Here is a 19,441-nt window from a genome sequence, read left to right on the forward strand (position 1 = left end):
CATGTTTTCATGGTTGGCGAGACGGCCTTTTATTAATCTTAAGCAAACTTTACCGCATGTTATACACACTTCTCTCATCTGGTTTTTCCCTGACCAACATCCCATTGTATCGTTTCCATATTATGTTGTAAAATGTAATGATACCAATGTTTGTGGATTGTTCACCAGAAAGGAGAACATCATGGCCAATCGGCTCCAGTTATTACTAGCCTCAGATTTCCATAATTTAGGCTCTGCACTTCAAGAAGAAGTGTATTATGAATATTATAATATGGTACATGGTCTTATCGTTTATATCATCAAGGAGCGTGCTGCAGCAGAAGATATTATTCAGGAAGCTTTTATCAAAATTATTAAAAACAAACCCATCTTTGAAGACGAGGTCAAACTGAAAGCCTGGCTCAAGGTCGTCACACGGAACACAGCTATTAATTATCTGAGAAAAAATAAAAATAACCGTAACCAATTGGATACGGATAGTGTTTTTATAGATATGGAGACGATGAATCAGACGGCAGCTTCCGTGGAAAGCATGGTAGAAACGCAGATGATGGAAGAGTCCATTGAATATTATCTCAGACAGCTCAAACCGGAATATCGTGTATTGGTGGAGTTACGGTGGAAAAAAGGTCTCTCCTACCGAGAGATGGCCGAACTGCTGGATACCTCCGAAGACATTGTGAAGCAACGCTTGTTCAGAGCCCGTGGCAGTATCAAGAAGAAATTACATAAGGAATGGGGTGGGAGTATTGAGCAAAGGCAAGTCCGATAAAAACGTGGAGCAATTCGATTCAGAGCTGGAAGACGAATATTTCGACGCTGCGTTTGACCTGGCTTTTGATGAAGCTTTCCATCAGGCCGTCTCTGCCCCTACCGCCTCCCATACCGAATCCATGCAGCAATCCTGGCAGAAGGTACAAAGGGAAATTAACAGAATCGGTTTACGTAAAAAAAGAATACGTACCTTACGACTTTCAATTGTCGTAGCTGCGTCCGTGACCATCGGGGCCGTTATTTTCAGCCTGCCGTCCGGTACGCAAGCGGTATCCCCTTTTGTACAATCCATCAAGGATTGGGGTAATGGCATGAAATCCATTATCATTGAGGATCGTACGACCCGACTGGGGGCTGATCCGTCAACGGCCAAAACGCCTCCACCACCAGAAACCAGCTTGGACGACATTCTTAAAGTACAAGAAGAAGAAGCTCTTAATACACCTTCGTATGAGTTATCGAGCCATCTGTTTCGTCCAGTACTTGTTACGGAAGAGATCGCACGCGAAGGGTTCATGGGTGACTTTCTGTTATCCAATGCCATTCCCGAGAGATTCAACAAGGTCAAATTCGAACTTGTGCTTGATACTGAAAACCCTGTGAATCCAGACGATTATTATGAGTCCACACAAATGAGAGTTCAATATACCAGTGAAGGCAAGAGCATAGAGGATGAGATCATCCAGTTTGATTATGTCTATGTCATGCCTGGGGAGAAAATTGAAGGGGCCATGCTTCGTGATATGAGCACCGTAAAACTTGCGGATGGCTCGGAAGCATTGATGTATATCGGCCCACCCTATAACTCCTTTCAGTGGATGATGGGTTCCAACAATATGAGTCTGTTTGGCACCCTTTCGGAAGAAGAAATGACTGCTATTGCCAACGATTTTCAAGAGCAGAAGTTTCCCGGCAGCACCCGTCGATAAGATCAGAATAATACGGTGCCAGAGACATGTTTGCTTGTTTCCGTGGTACTTCCATCATACGCTGTATGAATACTGGTAACGCGATAATAATATCCTGGCATAACGGTCCAATCCGATGCGGCATTCAATAAGTTTGTATTCGTTGCATTGTTGGAACTCGTTTTAAAAGTTACCCATGCTGTTCCTGTCCAGCGCTCAAGTCGATAATCTACGGAAAGTGTCTTCATTGCTGTATATGTCATGGTCTTGGTATTGACGATAGCCGATAGTCCACCCCCAGGAATGACTGCACCGACCGCTTGATAGATATGTCCAAGTTCTCGAGTGTTAACAAGCGAATGGATGGATGGTTCCGGCGGCGGTGGGGGTGTAAGGGCACTAGAGGACACGTTGATCATCGGGCTTGCAACGGCTGGTTCGGACGTAGGTATAGCCAGGATTGTAGGCACCATTAACAAGGCAACAAGGGTTATTTTCAGTATAGATGCTGCACTCTTCGTTTTCATTTTCCGCATATTGATCCATCCTCCGCTTCCATACTTGATTTTGTGTAAGGGTATAAACGGACGGATCGGGTGACAGGTTTCAAAAAAAATTAGACGCTCCGATGTTTCTGTCGGCAGCGTCTCTTATCCTAGCATGCATCTCTAGCATGGTTGGAACCTAAATTATTCCAGCCCGTATGTATTGGGTAATGGATACACGAAACCATATTAACCAACCAGATTTGCAAATGAGGTGTAAAACTTGAGTAAATTTCAATCCAAATCCAGAAGGCATCGTCACAGCTCCAATCCGAATGAACTACATATCGAAGTTTCCGGCTCGTTCAAACGTTGGCTTGTTATCTTGGTGAGTGCGCTTACCGCAGGGACCTTAATATATTTCTTGGCTACAGCTCGGGAAAGCTGGATAAGCATGGGGATTGACCGCTATGTATTGCCCTTTATGATCTGGGGACTTGTACTGTCCCCCATCCTTGCTTTTCTTTTCCTCAAGCAGAGCGGACGAACCCTTTACCATGTCAAATTTTTACGAGTTTTCGGGATTGCTTTCTGCCTTCTGCCTCTGGTACTTCTGTTTTATGTGTTACCCGTAACACTTGGCATGGTGAATGATCACCTGACCCAGTTTAAGCAAAATCCCGTGTTATCCACCACTAAGGTGGGGGACTACAATTCTCACGAGGTTACTTTTGTTGATACGCCTATGTACGCCATCATCACCATTAAGACACCGACAACAACCCAATCCACTCGAAAAAAGCTGAATATCCAGCATGATCTGGCTCCGGGAGAGAATGTTTACGTCACTTATAAGCGAATTTCTATCGAGAATAGCTTGGTCACGGAGAACCGTTATGCCGATATTGTCATTCATGCACCCAAAGAATCATGAACATGCAAAGAAGCTGTACGATGACCATTACGTCACCATACAGCTTCATCTGTTACAATTTCGATCTGGCTACGCGCCTTCTTCTTCAACCAATAGTTCCAGCTTAATTACATTTACTCGGGAAATCCGTTTATGCTCTGTCTCTTGAATGACAAATACATAACCCCCATACTCAACCGATTGACCGACCTCAGGTGGAATAGCGTCTACTCTGGAGTATAACCAGCCCCCGATGGTATCGTAATCGGCACGATCCATCTCCAGTCCGAATCGTTCGCTGACTTCTTCAATCAGCATCAATCCATCAATGGAGTATTCCATCTCATCCACTTGCTCAATGACAGGACGCTCATGGTCGAATTCATCCTGAATCTCGCCTACGATCTCTTCCATGATATCTTCAAGTGTGACAAGCCCGGAGGTTCCGCCGTATTCATCAATCAGAATCGCAATCTGTGTTTTGCTACGCTGCATACGCTTGAGCAGATCACTGATCAGCGTAGTATCTGGCACAGCCAGGATGGGCCGGATCACGGAGATGGTATCCGTGAGTTGGGATCGCATCAGATCCTTGATGTGAATAAAGCCAATAATATGATCCTTGTCTCCGTTATATACCGGATACCTTGTTCGCATACTTTCACTGGCAATCTCCAGATTTTCCAGCATGGACTCATTGGCGTTCAGACAGATCATTTCCGTCCGCGGAATCATAATTTCACGGGCGGTTGTATCCGTAAAATCAAATATATTATCAACAAGTGCTAATTCAGTGTTATCAATTAAACCGCTCTTATTGCTTTCTTTCATCAGAATGCGTATTTCATCTTCGCTATGTGCCGAGTCCATCTCCGAAGCTGGTGCCATTCGGAACAGTCTCAACAAGCCGTTAGCCATACCGTTCAGTGCCCATATGAATGGATACATTAACTTGTAGAAGAACGTCAGCAAAGCCGCAGACCACAATGTGATCGTCTCAGACTTTCGAATCGCCATCGTTTTGGGAGCAAGTTCTCCCAGTACAATGTGCAAGATCGTAATAATCACAAATGCAATGGCAATAGAGATTCCATGAACGTAGACTGGTCCCAGTCCAAATGCGGTAAACATGGGCTCTAACAGATGTGCAATTGCCGGTTCTCCCAGCCACCCGAGTCCCAGTGAAGCCAAAGTTATACCTAGTTGGCAAGCTGACAGATATGCATCCAGATTACGTACGATATTGGAAGCATAGATGGCATTTTTGTTGCCTGTTTCCACCAAAGCCTCAATCCGGCTTCCACGAACTTTCACCATCGCAAATTCCGCCGACACAAAGAAACCATTCATTAATACAAGTAAACCAATGATTACTAAATTTAAAATACTCGGTAAGGGGTCACTCAAATTTTCATCCTATTTGCCGTCATTCTTCGGCAAATAGGTCCACCTCCTTCGAAAATGTAGGATATTTGCCATTCTGCCGCTCATATGCAATTTCAACTTCCCAATGCTTCCACCTCCACCTTGTTCTGTCGAGTAACAAAGATATGCTTCTTTTATTATATAATTCTACACTACACAGTCAATCCGTGTCCTATGACAACGAAATGGCACAAACGCCTTTTTTCTTTAACAAAAGTCTCGATTACGCTGTTTTTTAACATTTCACAAACATAATCTAACCAAACCAAAGAGAGTATCCTCGCTTATGCTTCCGCATGACTGGATACTCTCTTTTTGCAATACTGTTATTTTCTTAAATTCTATCCGCTAATTACGATGTCGACTCAATCTCCACTACCGTCTCAGAAGCGGGGTTCCAGCGCCACTTGGCTTGTTTCCCGCTTGCGTTATGCAATCCGCCGATCCAGAATTCATCCTGCTTCAGCAGTGCCCAATCGACTTCTCCATTCAATACCTGAATTCCGAGTTCCGTTAGTGACAGGACTACGTCACGGAATTTTCCATCATGCTGCTTGAAATTAGGGAAAGTCGTTGCATCGCTCATCTGAAGAAGGGCATGAGGTCCTTCTGTCATCCGCCTCAGATGGGCCCAGTATTCAAGATCACCCATCCCGAGAATATGCAGCTTGTCCCCTACCTCGCGAAATAATGGATACGGATGCTCCACACCCGCTCTAATGGTCTCCAGTGTTGTCTGCTCAATGAGCCCCAGACCATTCGATACAGATGGCAGACGGGACAAATGTGCCTTAAAGGCAGCTTCCGCAAAGGGTAGCGCAGAAGTGTCTGCCTGCAAGTAATCCAGATGATGCCGGAAATCAGTCGACGTATAGGCTTCCCAGAACTGTGCACCGGCTTGTAACTCGTTTCTCTCAATCACATGCCAACTACCGGACAGACGTTCAATCTGTGTGGAGGTAAGCTGTCCCAGTCCTCTAAAGTGCTCAATCTCTGGATACGAGTCAATGCACAGCAGATTCAGTTTCGTATTCTGGAGCGCTTGTCCTTTGAAATAATGCAATAGATACGATAACATCGTCTGATCATAGAGATCGTATTCGAACCATAAGACAATTTCCTTGTATTGTTGAAACGAATGCAACTTGTGTTCAAGTTCCTCAATCTTCAAGTATTCCGCCTGTGGAATGCCCAACTGCTGCTCTAACACGGATGCACGATTCTTCCGCTCCTTTGTATATCCCATCTCTTTGGCTACCGGGCCGTACGTATACAACTCTCTCCATACCAGGATGTCTCCCTGAATTCCACTCTCTCTTAAATGATTGGCAGCGTGATCCCCATTCATAATGTGTAACAATCCTTTTCCCCCTTCATACAAGTCACTGAATACAGAGACCAGATCCCTTACTGGCATAGAGCGCTTGAGTTTGGATCGGGCATCGAACAGTCTTTTCTTTAATGCAGGTACCTTCACCCCGAGGAAATCCGATATTTCCTTGAGCGAGTATCCTTCCAAATAAAACAGTTCAACAGCAATCCGCATCGATGATGGCAGTATTGCAATGGAATCACGAAGCGTACGATGCATTTCATTTTGCACCGCTTGTTTTTCCGGATTATGCCCCTGATCCTCTTCATGGAATACATGCTCCAGCTCCTGAACTGGTATCATGGTATGTTGCTTGCGTCTTAGCCAGCGATAACACTGCCTCTCCACGATCACCTTGAACCACCCGGGAAAAGCCTCAGGAGCTTCCAGCTTGGACAGATTCCCAAAGGCTTCAGTAAATGCCTCCTGTACGACATCTTCAGCCCAAAATGTATCTCCTAAACGATTGTAGGCAACAGCAAGAGCCATCCCGCGATATTGAGACATCAGTTGTGCGTAAGCTTCGGTTTCGCCCTTCATCGCTCCTTCAATCCATGAATTCAATGCTATGGACTCCCTTCATATAAGCATGCTGCTTGTTCTATTCATGTATAAGTGCCATGTTATCACCAAAAGGTTACGTATAACTCTAAACCTATAGTAACCTTCATATATATGTTTATGTAAAAAGCTGTCCTGTCTGCGGATTACCTCCACATTCAGGACAGCGAAGTAAATCAGTATGTGTTAGACATGTGACATGTCAGTTATCAATCAACATGATGAGGTGAAAATGATTATCTGCTTGGAGCTTGCGGGTAATTGCCTACCACGCCCGGATATTGATACAACAACGGCTCATCAAATGTAGCATAGTCGAAGTTGACCATCAACAGCATGATTCGTCTTCCTGTCTTCGGGTCACTTATGATAATATGGTCACGGCCCGCTGCTTCAATGATACCTTGGAAAATACGAGCGTTCCATTCTTTGTTGCCTTCGTAAGTCATATAGAATGTACCGAATTTACCAAGATTCAGACGTAAAATATTCTCAATGTATGATTGCTCGAACTGTGGAGCCGTTGTTGTAATCACTGCACCGGTTGGTGTCATTGGGCTTCCACTGGATACGAGTGGGGGTACACTTGTGGAGCTTGGTGATACCATCCCTGGCATTGGTGACATGGCAGGCATTCCGTTACCAATTTTGTAAGACGTACCTTGAACCTGAGAATTGGCTTGTTGACCCAACACAGAATTCGCTTGCTGACCCAGTGTTTGAGTCGTTGGTTGATAAGGTTGATTAATCATAGTGATTCCTCCCAAAATTTAATATACTTCCGGACAGTCTTCGCCTGAAGGACTGAAGAAACAATGCGCTTTGAAACGTCCTGTATTTTGCTGGTCATACCACGTTGCCGGACACTCGGCCACAGGTCGGAAGAACCACAATGAATTGCTGGCAGGCCAGAAGCGCTCTCCATTGATCACCCGTTGTGCTAGACGAATCTCGGACTGTCTTGCCCGTTGGTAAAAGTACCCCTTCTGTGTTGACTCGTAGCCTCCTGGATTCTGGAATACCATACGATTGATATCGCGAATATCCTTAAAGTCCAGACAATCCACCAGCACCCGGTTCACACTTACATTGCCCACAAGCAACATACCCTGTTCGCCGTCACCTTCAGCCTCTGCCCTCATGAGCCTAGCCAGCAGCTTGACGTCCTCTGAGTTGGCTTTAATAACAGCCATAGTCTGTTTCCTCCCTTGTTTCAGCTGTTCATCACCGTACATCGTATTGTGCAGGAGCCCATTCGGTGACACGATTCCATCTTTTTTCCATAAAAAAAAGCCCGGAACCTCACCCAAGGTGAAGTCCCGAAGCAACTCGTTTCTTATAATACTCGCCTGTTTAAGGCTTGGCTTCAATCCAATAATCATAGGCATGGACAATGTTGCCTTGGTAAGCCTGATGTTCGGCCAACAGATCCGGAAGCTTGGCAAGCTGAAGTTCCATCTCCTCTGCCCCTTTTTCATAAAAAGAAATATGAGGGCCTTCGTGGTTCTGCTTCATTTCTACCGAAATCATCAACCTTTTACCCAAACGATCCGCAATCTCCATCTCCTGACTCACAACAGCAGCAATCCCATTGGAACCTTCGGCGTTGTTACGGAAAGCCATCAGCGATACATGATCAAGTGTACGGATCATAAATTCAGTCACAGATGTATCTTTTCCTGGCAACGCGAAGCTATCCAGCCATACAGCAAGGTCTGCGCTTGTTTCGAGATCACTGTCCTTCTTTGTTTCTTCCTGGAAAAATGTAATGTTGGCAGCCCATTCCGTTAACAGGGTGTCCCGACTATTCTCCCACTCCGGCAATGTGTAAGGCTCAATATCCAGATGGATGCCTTCAAATCGTTCATCCGGCTCGGATTCAGCATTATAGTTTTTCACATAATCAATCAAGCGCTTAATACGTGGACGATTCTCCTTCTTGCCCCAGATCGGGTGTCCACCCATTGCATGGATCTCAATGCCCTGCGCTTTTGCCCGTTTCACAAAACTGCGGTAACTGGAATAGGGTTGATCCAGATCTAATCGCACATACAACCAGTTAATATTCTGCTCTCTAGCAAACGCTAGTATGTGCTCTCCCCCGTCATTCGTCACCTGAGAGGCCTCCCAGATATACGTTCCCCGAATCTCTGGCTGATTGGATGGAATCTCCGGTGATGGCAGTTCTGACGGCTCCAGTTGCCCCCAGTATATGATGTCATGTACAGCAGAACCTGCGTAGGAACTATGCTCGCCGAATGCGGAGGCAACTTCTTCAATAACGCTTTCCAGTTGTGCTGCACCTTTCCCGGCAAATGACGTGAACTCCTCGCCAGGCATGGGCTTGGTGTTCAACCCAACCGTGACGCTCACATTGCTGGCATCGGCCCAGTTCATTTCCTGTTCAATCAAACGTATGATACCATTGTTCCCTTGCGCGTTATCACGGTAAGCGAGTATAGTGACATGCTCCACTCGTTCAATGAACCAACGTGACAATGGTTCGTTATCTGCATCCTCAGAAACTCTATTTCCTGTGATGGTATAGGAATCCAGCCAAAATGGCAGGTCAATATTCACTGCAACTGCGCCATCCTGTCTCACTTGCTCAAATAACAGATTCATATTGGCTACCCATGATTGTACCAGTGGCTTGGCATCTTCTTTCCAGGCCGGTAACACATAGGGTTTGATATCCAGATGTATGGCATCAAATTGCTCGTTAGTCTCAACAGCTTGATTGTAATCACTTACCCACGACGCTAATCTGAGCATGGGGCCTTCACGGCCACTGAGTGCCCAGGATGGATCGCCTCCCAGTGCTTCAACCGTAATACCCGCACGGCTGGCTTTGGCTATAAACGTCTGGTATACCTCTTTGGACAGCGTCATGTCTATATTCACGTACAGCCTGTTTATCTTATGTTTAGCTGCATTGGCCAACAGCTCATCTCCGTTGCTAACAGACTGCGCCTGCCATACCCAGGCCGCCCGTATATCTGCGCCGTCAGCTTCAGCAGGAGACTCATTCCCTATCATTATCATCCCTCCGATCAGCAGTAACAGCCAAAATACCTTCCGGGATTGTTTCCCGAACATATACTCCCTCCATTCCTCTACTGTTGTAAAATCACATTAATTATAGCAACCGAGTTATCAAAAACAAATAAGCCCAAGTGCTTAACTTGGGCTTATTGCTCTGAAGTTGGGACAGCTTAGGGCTCGCCCGGCTCAATCCCGGTTCTAGTCCTCATATATCATTTTTCGGGTCATGCCTCCATCAATAACGAGGTTGGTCCCTGTGACAAAGGTATTGCTTGGATCAGACAAATATAGACAAGCACGGGAGATATCCGAAGGAACACCCACACGACCGGAGGGATGCTGTTCATGGTCCTCCTTTTTCAATTTCTCCACGTCACCTGTCTCAATCCATCCCGGACTGATACAATTGACCCGAATTTGGTCCTTGCCCAGTGAGACCGCCAGCGCATGCGTCAGAGCTACAATCGCTCCTTTGGATGCGGCATAAGCTTCGGTATCCGGCTCAGACATCAGCGCACGGGTAGAAGCCATGTTGATAATGGCACCCCCGTGTTCATTGTTTTTCATATGTTTGGCCGCTTCCCGACTCGCCAAAAAGCAACTTCTCACATTGGTATTGAGTACATCGTCCCATTCTTCCAGCGTCAGCTCGTAGGGTGACTTCCACTTGGCGAGTCCTGCATTATTCACCAGAACATCGATTTGCTTGAATTCTTCCACGGTTGTACGAAAAAGATTCGTAATATCCTGTTCGCTCCGAACATCACATTGGACAAAGATGGCTTCTCCACCTTCATTACGAATGGAAGCTGCGGCTGCTGCACCCTCCGCCTCCTTGTAGTCAGCAAGTACAACTTTGGCCCCCGCGACTGCATATGCTTCAGCCACACTCCGTCCTATTCCCTGAGCGGCCCCTGTTACAACAACGACCTGATCTGTATATGACATATTGATTGCCTCCTCTATTGTAATGATCCTTTGATCATACCCTCATTAAGCCTCTTCTTATATAAAAACACGATAGGCCCATTAAGAAACGCTTGTCCAGCAAATAATCAAAAAAAGCTCACGCCATTCTGGCGCAAGCTGCTCAGTTTAACCCCGTAGGCGTTCAGAATATACGCGATTATATCGCTCGAAGCCTACATAACGCGTTCCTTTGAACGAGAGCCGTCCTTCATCCCCCTCAGCGCACAAACCATACTCTTCACCATTGACTTTGAATTCAAGCCGATCTCCACTTTCTACTTCAAAGGTGACGTAGTATAACGTTCGTGCTGTACTGCCCGGTTCAGATTGCGACTGACTCATCTTCATCCGTCTGCTGGTGATTCGTGAAGGCACGGTCAATAGCGGCTCCGAGTTGTTGCGTCCCCACCTCCATACCTCCTTTCCCATCGACAGAAGGACTATACCTATAATCAGAACAAATACAACCGGAAAGACGGTTCCAAACAAATCAAACATCCAGGATGATTCAATGCCCATGTCTCTCCCTCCGTTCATACAACTTAGGACAGCCGGAGTCTTGACCCGTCTCCAGTAATGTATATGCACGTAAACAAGGAACTTGTTATCCGGATTGAAATCGAACGGTGTGAAGGGGAAAACCCTCCGGCAGAATACCGAAGGGTTGCTTTATCCGAAAATAAGTACTATTTCATTATCTAATACCTTGCTTAACTAGCAGCCCTGTTTTATTTAAAGGTTGTTGCAAATCGTTGATCCGACAATATAACCTGATTAACCTGTCCTTCTTTTGTCAGCATAAACGATGCACGATAGATAGCCAGATCATCTTTTTCCGCTTGCAGCGACTTCTCATCCAGGAATGTTTCCTTCTGAATATGATAGGCATAATCGATATTACGTTCAGATTCGACCAAAACATGTTCCTTGCCATACAGGTCGAGAATCTCTTGATGTGTCATCCCCGCCTCTGCCTCGCGAGCCGTCTTAAAGTACCCTTTCGAGTCCTTGTTCAAGATGATACTAACGACTTTGGCATCCCTATACCCAATCGTGATTCCGTTATTGTATTGATAGGATTGACCCACACCAGTAGATGTTCCCTCACCGAGGATTTTCTCCGCCTCTTCCTGACTCATTCCATACGTAATCTTATCCTCACTGTCGGTCTTCGTCACAGCCAGATCCTGTTCTGAAAATTCGTTTGGATTAAATTTGCTATTGCCGCAAGCCGTGATCATGATTAATAATAATGTCGCAACAATCCATGTTATTTTTCTCCAGTGTCCATTCCTCATGTACTCACCTCTGAGGTTTTTCCAATATTTTATCATATTAACTACTGAAAAAATAATTAGTGGTGAAGTTTTTGCCATTCCTCACAAAATAAAAAGGGTATCCGATATGTAGTTACTCCTGTACCATTATCCGCTCCAACTGAGATAACAGCTTCGGGTAAAGCACTGTTATCTCAGTTCAAGCAAACCCATATTACCATTGTAGATGCATATTTAATAAAGCTGAGGACAATTAGCCTAGGCTGTTAACGGACTCATGCTAATTGTGTGATCACAAGATGTGCCGATACAGGTCTTGTTCCGCCCGCAAGTGGCGTGATTGTTAATGCTGTAGCATTACCAGCCGGGTTCCGTACGGTCAGAATAGAATTAATCACGGTTGTCTGCACTAAAGCCATACCCACAATCTGAGACGTTCCCGTTGCTCGCCCAACTACAGTAGGAGCCAAATCTGCCCCATTGTTAGTTAAGATTAATTGACCAGCTTCATTGATGCTCACCTGGAACAAAATCTGATACGTACCAATGGCTGCCAGATTAAATGAACTTGGCCCCGTGCGTGCGATCGTTGTTCCACTTGTCGGCCCATCCTGAGGAAAGCTTACATCCGTACCGGGAGCAACCGTTGCTGCATTATCAGGTGGCATCAGCGCGAAAAAGTCAGCAAAACCCAGTACGCCTCCAGCTGCTCCTGTGGCACCTGTAACTCCCGTGGCTCCAGCAGGACCAGCTACTCCTGTCGCACCTGTCGGGCCTACTGCTCCAGCAGGACCTACCGCTCCTGTTGCACCGGCTGGGCCTGCCGGACCTACTGCTCCAGCGGGACCTACCGCTCCTGCTGCACCGGCTGGGCCTGCCGGACCTACTGCTCCAGCGGGACCTACCGCTCCTGCTGCACCGGCTGGGCCTGCCGGACCTACTGCCCCAGCGGGACCTACCGCTCCTGCTGCACCGGCTGGGCCTGCTGGACCTGCTGCTCCTGTCGCACCCGTCGGCCCAACAGCTCCAGCGGGGCCAGGAAAACCTTGAGGTCCAATCGCTCCGGCAGGTCCGGGATTACCTTGCGGACCTTGTGGCCCTACGGCACCTGCTTCTCCTGGAATCCCCTGAGCTCCCATGGGTCCAGCGGGACCTACCGGACCTTGAGAGCCTACCGCTCCAGCAGGACCAGGCTGTCCCTGAGGTCCTTGTGGTCCAGGCGGCCCCCCCGCTGGTCCTTGAGCTCCAGGTGGCCCTTCAACCCCTTGTTTACCTGGAATACCCTGTACGCCCTGTACGCCTTGTATACCTTGTGGTCCTGTTGGGCCAACAACAGTAGGTGTAGATATATTCACTTCTGGAGGCGGACATTTTACTTGAACGAACTTTTTGGCCACTTTCAATCGGCGTTCTTTTCTTTTAATTTTACACGGATGTAATGTTGCCTTTTTTCTCTTCATACGTTTCTTCACTTCTGAATAACTCACCGTGTGGACACCTCCCTACAGACATAGTTTAACGTACGTATGTAGATGAAAAGGTGCGTGGACGAACAACCATTTTAGTGAAAAACTCAGCTTATTCCCAGGAAAAACAATAAAATTGAATCACACCGTCCCTACGGTTGATCTAAATTGGTCATAACCATTAATTGAGTCGAGCTGGTTTACGTAACGGTATTTGTTCACAAAAAAACTCATGCCATTTGGGCATGAGTTGCTTGGTTTAATCACGCAGACGTTCCGAATAAAGCAGATTAGTTCGTTTAAAGCTAATATATCATACCCCTTGAAAGAGAGTCGTCTTACATCTGCATCGGGTGTACAACGATATAGGAGTTTTGAGAAAAAGGTAACCAGGACCTCCATAACATGTTGAGTTCACTTATACTGATTTTTCGATTGTAATATCCTTCATCACAATTAATCTTGTGGTCTAACGATTCTGCCAAGTAAAAATGTGTTTCATCATAGCCAACGACGGGAACAAAATGCAAATAACGTACTTTGGGATGTACTCTAATAAATAAAATAACAGGTACACCCTGGCTGATCTGTTTTTTCAACGTATTCACATTTCCTCGTAAGTACATTGCCTGATATCCTAGCTTCCTGAAAAAAACAACAACCGCTTTGGGATATACCGTCCCATCCAGTAATTTGCGAGGATAGGTTTCATATAACTTTGTTCCGTTGGACTCCAAACCGAAATGTCTCAAGACAAACGCACTTGAAAATGCAGCGCATTCGTAGTTTTTCTGAATATCCAACCGATTTGAAGATTGAATGTAATATGTGCTTGGCACATTGACTGTGTACATGCGATCTTTCTTAGGGAAACTAAAATAAAGGGAGATCACCCAGAGAATAATCAACCAAAGTAATACATTGAGAAACAACACGTGACCTCCTTCTCTTCATCAGATGATATACTCTACCGTTTAAGTATGCCATTCACTAGACAGCAGACTATACGTCACAATATTCTCATAATGATCGTAAACCCATTGAGCTTCTCTGGATATGCCCTCATTTGAAAATCCGATTTTCTCAGGTATAGCTCTACTTTTAAAGTTGTTTTCTGCACATTGAATAATGACACGATTTAACTTCAACTCGTTAAAGAGATATTTAAGCAATTGTTCTATTGATTTGGTGATGATTCCTTTGCCCTGTGCTGACTCAGCTAAAAAATATCCAATGCTCGTTGTTCGATTATTCCAATCAATATAATGCAATCCTAACATCCCGACCAATTGTTCATTGAACCATATTCCGGAATCAAAACCGTTTCGCTCTTCATAATTATGTGTCCATACTTCTATTACAGAATCTAAATCGCTGGGCGATTGTCTTTTATCAACCCAGAGTAACCACGCTCTCAAGTACTTTCTGTTCTCATCAATTAACGCATACAACTCATCTCTATCTCGAGATTGGATCAGCTTTAATACAATAGATTCATTCACTTGAAAAGGTAGCATTCTGTTCCTCCCACTCAATTTAACTATGAGGTTATTTTAGGTGTTCATTCCTCGCACCAGTTCTTTAAAACCCATTCTTTAATTTGTTCAGCTACTCCCACTGCTGCAAGTTCTGTCGTATCAATTGTTTGCATTGGCGGGTCAAATGCAGTTTTCGAATTTTGGAGTAACCAGTTGGCAAAATTTTTGTGATCTTCAATCAGATTCTTGTCCCACCCACGAGCTCTTAAACGCGTCTCGCGAGTAACATCGTCACAATGCAAATTCATATATAGAATTCGATCAAATCGATCTATGTAATCGGACGATGCAATGTTTTCCGGCACCATCGTTCCGCATAAAACTGTCCCTCGTCCACTTAGCGATATGTTATACGCAATCCTCAACCAATTCTCTTTGGCAATCTGCCAATCCACGTTATCGATGATATCCATATCAAAGACGTCAAATTCGGGAAGTTGCTTGCGAACAAGCGAAGAGATCGTTGTTTTTCCTGTTCCACTTGCGCCTGTCACTATAAAAAGCGGTAATTTCCTCATAACTAGCTCCTTAGTTAAAATAAAATTTGATTTATTACGTTCTCCATTGATCTGCTTTCAAGCCATAAATAATAGCGATAGATAGGTAGCAGTATCCATTTGATATTTAAACATAGCCCACTCTCCGATTCATTTCATTTATTCATCGTTTTCTCGCTTTGATCACAAAGGTTACAGGTAACATCTTCGCTCTTTTAAGGAGGCTATCGCTATTATCATGTAATTGCATGATATCCTCATCGGATTCTTCTATCATCTGTTCAATGACAAATCCCGCTTTCGCTAACGCATTGATATAGGTTGATAGTTGACGATCAGCCAAGGTTAATTCACCTTGACAAAAGTCAGGAGATACCGCATACCACGATTCATCAGAATATGGCTTATTGAAGACAAATCTATCATTTTCTTCAACGACACTTCTATGAATTGGATGAGACCAGCTGAAAATAAAAATGCCATCTTTCTTTAAATAAGAAGCGATTCGGCTGAAAGTACCTTCAAGATCGGTTGTCCAACCTATGGCATAAATCGAATACACAGCGTCAAAATAATTAGTAGGAATCCCACATTCCTCTTCCATGGGTGAACATATCAATGTTGCAAGAATTCCGTATGTTCTCAAGTGTTGTTGTGTCTTTTCTATCTGTTTCTGGGATATATCCATACCCCATAGCTCACCTGCTTTGCGATCCCCATGATACTGCAAGGATTGACCATTTCCACAGCCCACCTCTAACATCTTTAATCCTGAGACATCCCCAAAAAGTTGGTGTTTTTCTTCTGAGATAAATGCTCCATAATGCGGAAGCACGATTGCTCTCAAAAAGTCATTCCCTTTTGTATCCCAATAGAAACTGTTTGTTTCATAAACACTGTACTTGTTCATCTGATAGCCTCCTTTATACACTACATTCAGAACATTACTTGTTACCTTCGTTGAAATATGTAATCTACATCGACTCGTTTCATTGATTGAACTTCCTTTCCGGGAACTTTTAAATATTATTCTTATCACTGAACTCAATGCAAAAAGGTTGCATCTCAGGTTTTAAGCAGTACTCTATTCTTTCTCTGAAGTTTTTCCATTCGACTTTTAAAATGGCTTCTTCGATCGGAAAGAAACCAGACTCTAAGCTCTCCGATGATGTGATTAATTCTCCTCCTATTGGTTTGGCTAGAAATAATGTGTTACATATTGAATTCTCGATATTTTGGAATATTCCACAGAATTTGATGATTTCAATGTCGATACCGGACTCCTCTTTCGTTTCTCTGATCGCAGCTTGACTTAGAGATTCTCCTTCTTCCACTTGACCGCCTGGCATTTCCCATCCTCTTCGTGGTCCTCTAATAAGTAATAATTCATTTTTGTCGTTTATCACGATTGCAGCGGCAGATAAGATATGTTTTGGAGGGCTCATTGATTCGACTCCTTCTATAGAGATTAATATACGTTTGAAGAACAATTTATAGCCAGACTAAAAGAAGTTATATATCCCGTCTTCAAAATAATTATATTCTTCATCCGTTATTCTTAACTTTCCATACCCGTTATAAAAGATTTCTCTATCTCTTTCATTATCAAACGTATTATGTTTCGGTCTAATGGCTAACGCTACAACATATCTTGGATCGCCATAAGCTGCTCCTGCCCAGTCAATAACTCCAACAATATTACAATCATTAACTAGTACATTATCAATAGTAAAATCTCCATGAATGAAAGTGTTCTCTATTGGTTTTGGTCTTCCTTCTTTCAACTGTTGAAGTAGTTCTTCTGATCCGTCTACAGCAAAGTGAGATAGATTATATTCTGCTTTATTAAGCATTGTATCTAACCAAGGACTGTCATTGTTCAATAATTCAACAGGACAAGAGCATTCATGTATTTTCTTTAAACAAAGCCCAAAGTTAAAAATCGCTTTTTCTTTACTTTGGAGGTCAGGCATCTTAGAGAGAAATTCTCTTAAACTTATTCCATCAATGTAATCCATCAAAAGCCATCTCGATGTGTCCCCAGTATGAAATGAGTATACCTTTGGAACAGGTAGTCCCGTATGGTAAAGGTATTGGAGCACCTTATATTCATCGGATAACCATTCATTATAAAGATCGTTTTCTGTCTTCTTGATGATGTACTTTTGATCAAACGTATCCAGTATAGCCACAGTAGAAGTATGACCTTGCTTAGGAAAAGTGATTTTCTGGACTTCCCCTATATGTTCTTTTATCTCAATTGGGAGATCTTGAATATTCATAGTTTTATCCTTTCTACTATCTCATGCTCTTTCTGATCATGTTCTCGTCGATAATTCCGCTCTAAAAGTACAAATCCCATCCCATAATAAAAGCAGCAAATAGGAAAGCCGACATGCCAGACATGATGTATACCGCCTTTTGCTTTTTACTATAGCTTCTTTTCAGCACTTTGTAGAACAACAAGACAAGATACACCACAGCTAGAATCACATAAACCAGGTTCAAGAAGAGATGTATGCGCAATGAAGAATAGGGGGAGAAGCCTAAGGCGCGCATGAACAATAGGATCGTATTCAAAATGAATGCCAGACTGGCGATATTAATGACAATATGATATTTATCAAACCCTGTACCGGGTCTTTCCCAGTTTTTTAATTTGTATTTGGATAACCGAATAAAATAGCCAATTATCGCTCTCAAACTGAGCAGGATCGCTATTGCAAGAGCAATAAAAGATGCTTTGATCAAGTTTATCGTTAAGTTGGATACGGGCAAAAAGTCATTATAAGGGATGGAGGCCTTCTCAACAGCACCGTTACTCTCAACAACATTTGCAAAGTTACTAAGGTCAAATGTGGTATATTTCTGTAGACTTAACATCGAATATGCCTTCGTAAAACCGGAAACGACCCGTCGCGCAGGCAGATAATATCCTCCACTCTCAGATTCAACTGAATTCGTGCTGAAACTACTTCCAAACACCTTCTGGACAAGACCAACGTTATAAGCCATTTCATTTGACTGGTTTGTCATGACTACTAACCCAAAATTAGACTCCGGGTCAAAAACAAATTTACTTGAAAATCCCGCCGTACTTCCAGCGTGTTCCAGTGCAGGCACCCAGTATTCCACTTCAAAGAAGCCATGTGCAATTCGTGGAGTTGAAGTCCCATCGTAATATAGACTTGTTGACAGCATCTCGTCTAAGGTGTCATTGTTCGCAATTGATAAATTACTACGATCCACCGGCATTAAGGCTGCAAGAAATCTAGCTGCATCCTCTGCTGTGCCCATGGCGCCCCCCGCAGGGTACAAGCTTATGTATGCTCTATTCTTAGGGATGAGTTTCAGATTCGTAGTGTATCCCTGAATCTCGTTTCTTCGTTTCAAGACGTTTAAATTATCATACTGTGACGGGTGAATCGAAGTGTCTTTCATATTCAGCGGTTTAAATATATGTTCGTTGACATATTTGTAAAAGGGTTGTCCGCTTTGTAATTCAACGATGTAAGCAGCCATAGCCGTACCATAGTTTGAATAAGCAACAACACTCCCAGGTTTATCGATCTGCCTTGGTTCAAATTTTTGTAATGCTTCACCTAATTCCACAATATCACTCTCGGATGAATACCATAAGTCTATCAATCTATCTTCCCATCCTGCGTTATGATGCATAAGGTTCATTAGGGTAATGGGAGCATCGTATTCAAGATTCTTTAGAAATCCTTCCGGCAAATAGTCCTGAATATCGGTATCCAAATCAAGCTTTCCCTGTTCTACAAGCTGCATAACACTCGTCCAGACCAATAGTTTAGAAGTTGAACCCCATTCAAATACAGTAGAGGTGTCTGCCTTTCTCTGTTGCTCAAGATCTGCGTATCCATAGGCCTTATTCACAATAGTCTCACCGTTCTTGATAGCTACAACCGAAACGGCAGCGGTATTCTTCTGATTCGTGGCCACATATGAATCAATCGTTTCCTCTAACGATAACAACGCAATTCTGGAGGGCGTAGTCTCTACATTCTCTACCTCAGCGTTTACAGGTACCGCACATGTCGTAATGATGAATGCAAGTATCAGAACACAAGCGATTACTTTATTAACATGGTGATATCTTCGATTAATCTTCATTAGCCACTCTCCTTTATCGTTCTAATATAGTTTTCGTTCCTTTATCACAAAGGTTACAGGGAGCATCTTTGCTT

20 protein-coding genes are annotated in these 19,441 nt (G+C 44.0%); 3 read left to right on the plus strand and 17 right to left on the minus strand.

From position 1 onward, the window contains the following. Positions 1 to 181: 181 nt before the first annotated feature. A complete protein-coding gene (locus MKY92_RS17215; RefSeq protein ID WP_017688141.1) occupies positions 182 to 772 on the plus strand; it encodes a sigma-70 family RNA polymerase sigma factor in 591 nt (196 codons plus the stop codon). Continuing rightward, positions 750 to 1,703, plus strand: a complete 954-nt coding sequence (locus MKY92_RS17220; RefSeq protein WP_339297059.1) for a hypothetical protein — start codon at positions 750 to 752, stop codon at positions 1,701 to 1,703. The genes MKY92_RS17215 and MKY92_RS17220 overlap by 23 nt, the downstream gene beginning before the upstream one ends. Positions 1,704 to 1,705: 2 nt before the next feature. Here MKY92_RS17220 and MKY92_RS17225 read toward each other — a convergent pair whose 3' ends face one another. Further along, a complete protein-coding gene (locus MKY92_RS17225; RefSeq protein WP_339297060.1) occupies positions 1,706 to 2,218 on the minus strand; it encodes a hypothetical protein in 513 nt (170 codons plus the stop codon). 232 nt (positions 2,219 to 2,450) lie between these two features. Here MKY92_RS17225 and MKY92_RS17230 point away from each other — a divergent pair, with 232 nt between their 5' ends. Continuing rightward, the gene (locus tag MKY92_RS17230) at positions 2,451 to 3,101 is read left to right on the plus strand and encodes a hypothetical protein (protein WP_339297061.1); all 651 of its coding nucleotides are present in this window, start codon (positions 2,451 to 2,453) and stop codon (positions 3,099 to 3,101) included. 69 nt (positions 3,102 to 3,170) lie between these two features. On the opposite strand, the gene MKY92_RS17235 is transcribed toward MKY92_RS17230, so the two are convergent. The 16 genes from MKY92_RS17235 to MKY92_RS17310 all read right to left on the minus strand — a co-directional run bounded on the left by MKY92_RS17235 (position 3,171) and on the right by MKY92_RS17310 (position 19,367). Next, the gene (locus tag MKY92_RS17235) at positions 3,171 to 4,487 is read right to left on the minus strand and encodes a hemolysin family protein (protein ID WP_036613746.1); all 1,317 of its coding nucleotides are present in this window, start codon (positions 4,485 to 4,487) and stop codon (positions 3,171 to 3,173) included. A 370-nt stretch (positions 4,488 to 4,857) separates the two neighbouring features. Then, positions 4,858 to 6,441, minus strand: coding sequence for a sigma-70 family RNA polymerase sigma factor (locus tag MKY92_RS17240; protein WP_339297062.1), 1,584 nt, complete (start codon positions 6,439 to 6,441; stop codon positions 4,858 to 4,860). Between the two features lie 233 nt (positions 6,442 to 6,674). Continuing rightward, positions 6,675 to 7,073 (minus strand): spore coat protein GerQ, encoded by a 399-nt coding sequence (gene gerQ / locus MKY92_RS17245; RefSeq protein WP_237175743.1) that lies wholly within the window; start codon positions 7,071 to 7,073, stop codon positions 6,675 to 6,677. A gap of 135 nt (positions 7,074 to 7,208) precedes the next feature. Beyond that, a complete protein-coding gene (locus tag MKY92_RS17250) occupies positions 7,209 to 7,631 on the minus strand; it encodes a cell wall hydrolase (RefSeq protein ID WP_076217086.1) in 423 nt (140 codons plus the stop codon). A 160-nt stretch (positions 7,632 to 7,791) separates the two neighbouring features. After that, a complete protein-coding gene (locus tag MKY92_RS17255; protein WP_339297063.1) occupies positions 7,792 to 9,477 on the minus strand; it encodes a hypothetical protein in 1,686 nt (561 codons plus the stop codon). A gap of 204 nt (positions 9,478 to 9,681) precedes the next feature. Continuing rightward, the gene (locus MKY92_RS17260) at positions 9,682 to 10,431 is read right to left on the minus strand and encodes a glucose 1-dehydrogenase (RefSeq protein ID WP_339297064.1); all 750 of its coding nucleotides are present in this window, start codon (positions 10,429 to 10,431) and stop codon (positions 9,682 to 9,684) included. Positions 10,432 to 10,578: 147 nt separating this feature from the next. Next, positions 10,579 to 10,971 carry a DUF2500 domain-containing protein gene (locus MKY92_RS17265; RefSeq protein WP_017688132.1) on the minus strand — a complete coding sequence of 131 codons (393 nt, stop codon included), beginning with the start codon at positions 10,969 to 10,971 and terminating at the stop codon, positions 10,579 to 10,581. Positions 10,972 to 11,180: 209 nt separating this feature from the next. Beyond that, entirely contained in the window at positions 11,181 to 11,786 is a 606-nt protein-coding gene (locus MKY92_RS17270) for a hypothetical protein (protein WP_339297065.1), read from the minus strand. 218 nt (positions 11,787 to 12,004) lie between these two features. Further along, a complete protein-coding gene (locus MKY92_RS17275; protein WP_339297066.1) occupies positions 12,005 to 13,216 on the minus strand; it encodes a collagen-like protein in 1,212 nt (403 codons plus the stop codon). A gap of 317 nt (positions 13,217 to 13,533) precedes the next feature. Continuing rightward, on the minus strand, positions 13,534 to 14,127 hold the full coding sequence (locus tag MKY92_RS17280) for a C39 family peptidase (protein WP_339297067.1): 594 nt from the start codon (positions 14,125 to 14,127) through the stop codon (positions 13,534 to 13,536). 42 nt (positions 14,128 to 14,169) lie between these two features. Next, positions 14,170 to 14,712 (minus strand): GNAT family protein, encoded by a 543-nt coding sequence (locus MKY92_RS17285; protein WP_339297068.1) that lies wholly within the window; start codon positions 14,710 to 14,712, stop codon positions 14,170 to 14,172. A 44-nt stretch (positions 14,713 to 14,756) separates the two neighbouring features. After that, positions 14,757 to 15,251 carry an AAA family ATPase gene (locus MKY92_RS17290; RefSeq protein WP_339297069.1) on the minus strand — a complete coding sequence of 165 codons (495 nt, stop codon included), beginning with the start codon at positions 15,249 to 15,251 and terminating at the stop codon, positions 14,757 to 14,759. Between the two features lie 142 nt (positions 15,252 to 15,393). Beyond that, on the minus strand, positions 15,394 to 16,140 hold the full coding sequence (locus tag MKY92_RS17295; protein WP_339297070.1) for a class I SAM-dependent methyltransferase: 747 nt from the start codon (positions 16,138 to 16,140) through the stop codon (positions 15,394 to 15,396). A 109-nt stretch (positions 16,141 to 16,249) separates the two neighbouring features. After that, complete coding sequence (locus MKY92_RS17300; RefSeq protein ID WP_339297071.1) at positions 16,250 to 16,675, minus strand: NUDIX hydrolase; 426 nt, start codon at positions 16,673 to 16,675, stop codon at positions 16,250 to 16,252. Between the two features lie 57 nt (positions 16,676 to 16,732). Further along, positions 16,733 to 17,512: a phosphotransferase gene (locus tag MKY92_RS17305; protein ID WP_339297072.1), complete on the minus strand. Its 780-nt coding sequence runs from the start codon at positions 17,510 to 17,512 to the stop codon at positions 16,733 to 16,735. Positions 17,513 to 17,573: 61 nt separating this feature from the next. Continuing rightward, entirely contained in the window at positions 17,574 to 19,367 is a 1,794-nt protein-coding gene (locus MKY92_RS17310) for a serine hydrolase domain-containing protein (protein WP_339297073.1), read from the minus strand. Positions 19,368 to 19,441: the final 74 nt, after the last annotated feature.

This window comes from Paenibacillus sp. FSL R5-0623 (assembly GCF_037974265.1).
In the GTDB taxonomy this organism is placed as follows: Bacteria; Bacillota; Bacilli; order Paenibacillales; family Paenibacillaceae; genus Paenibacillus.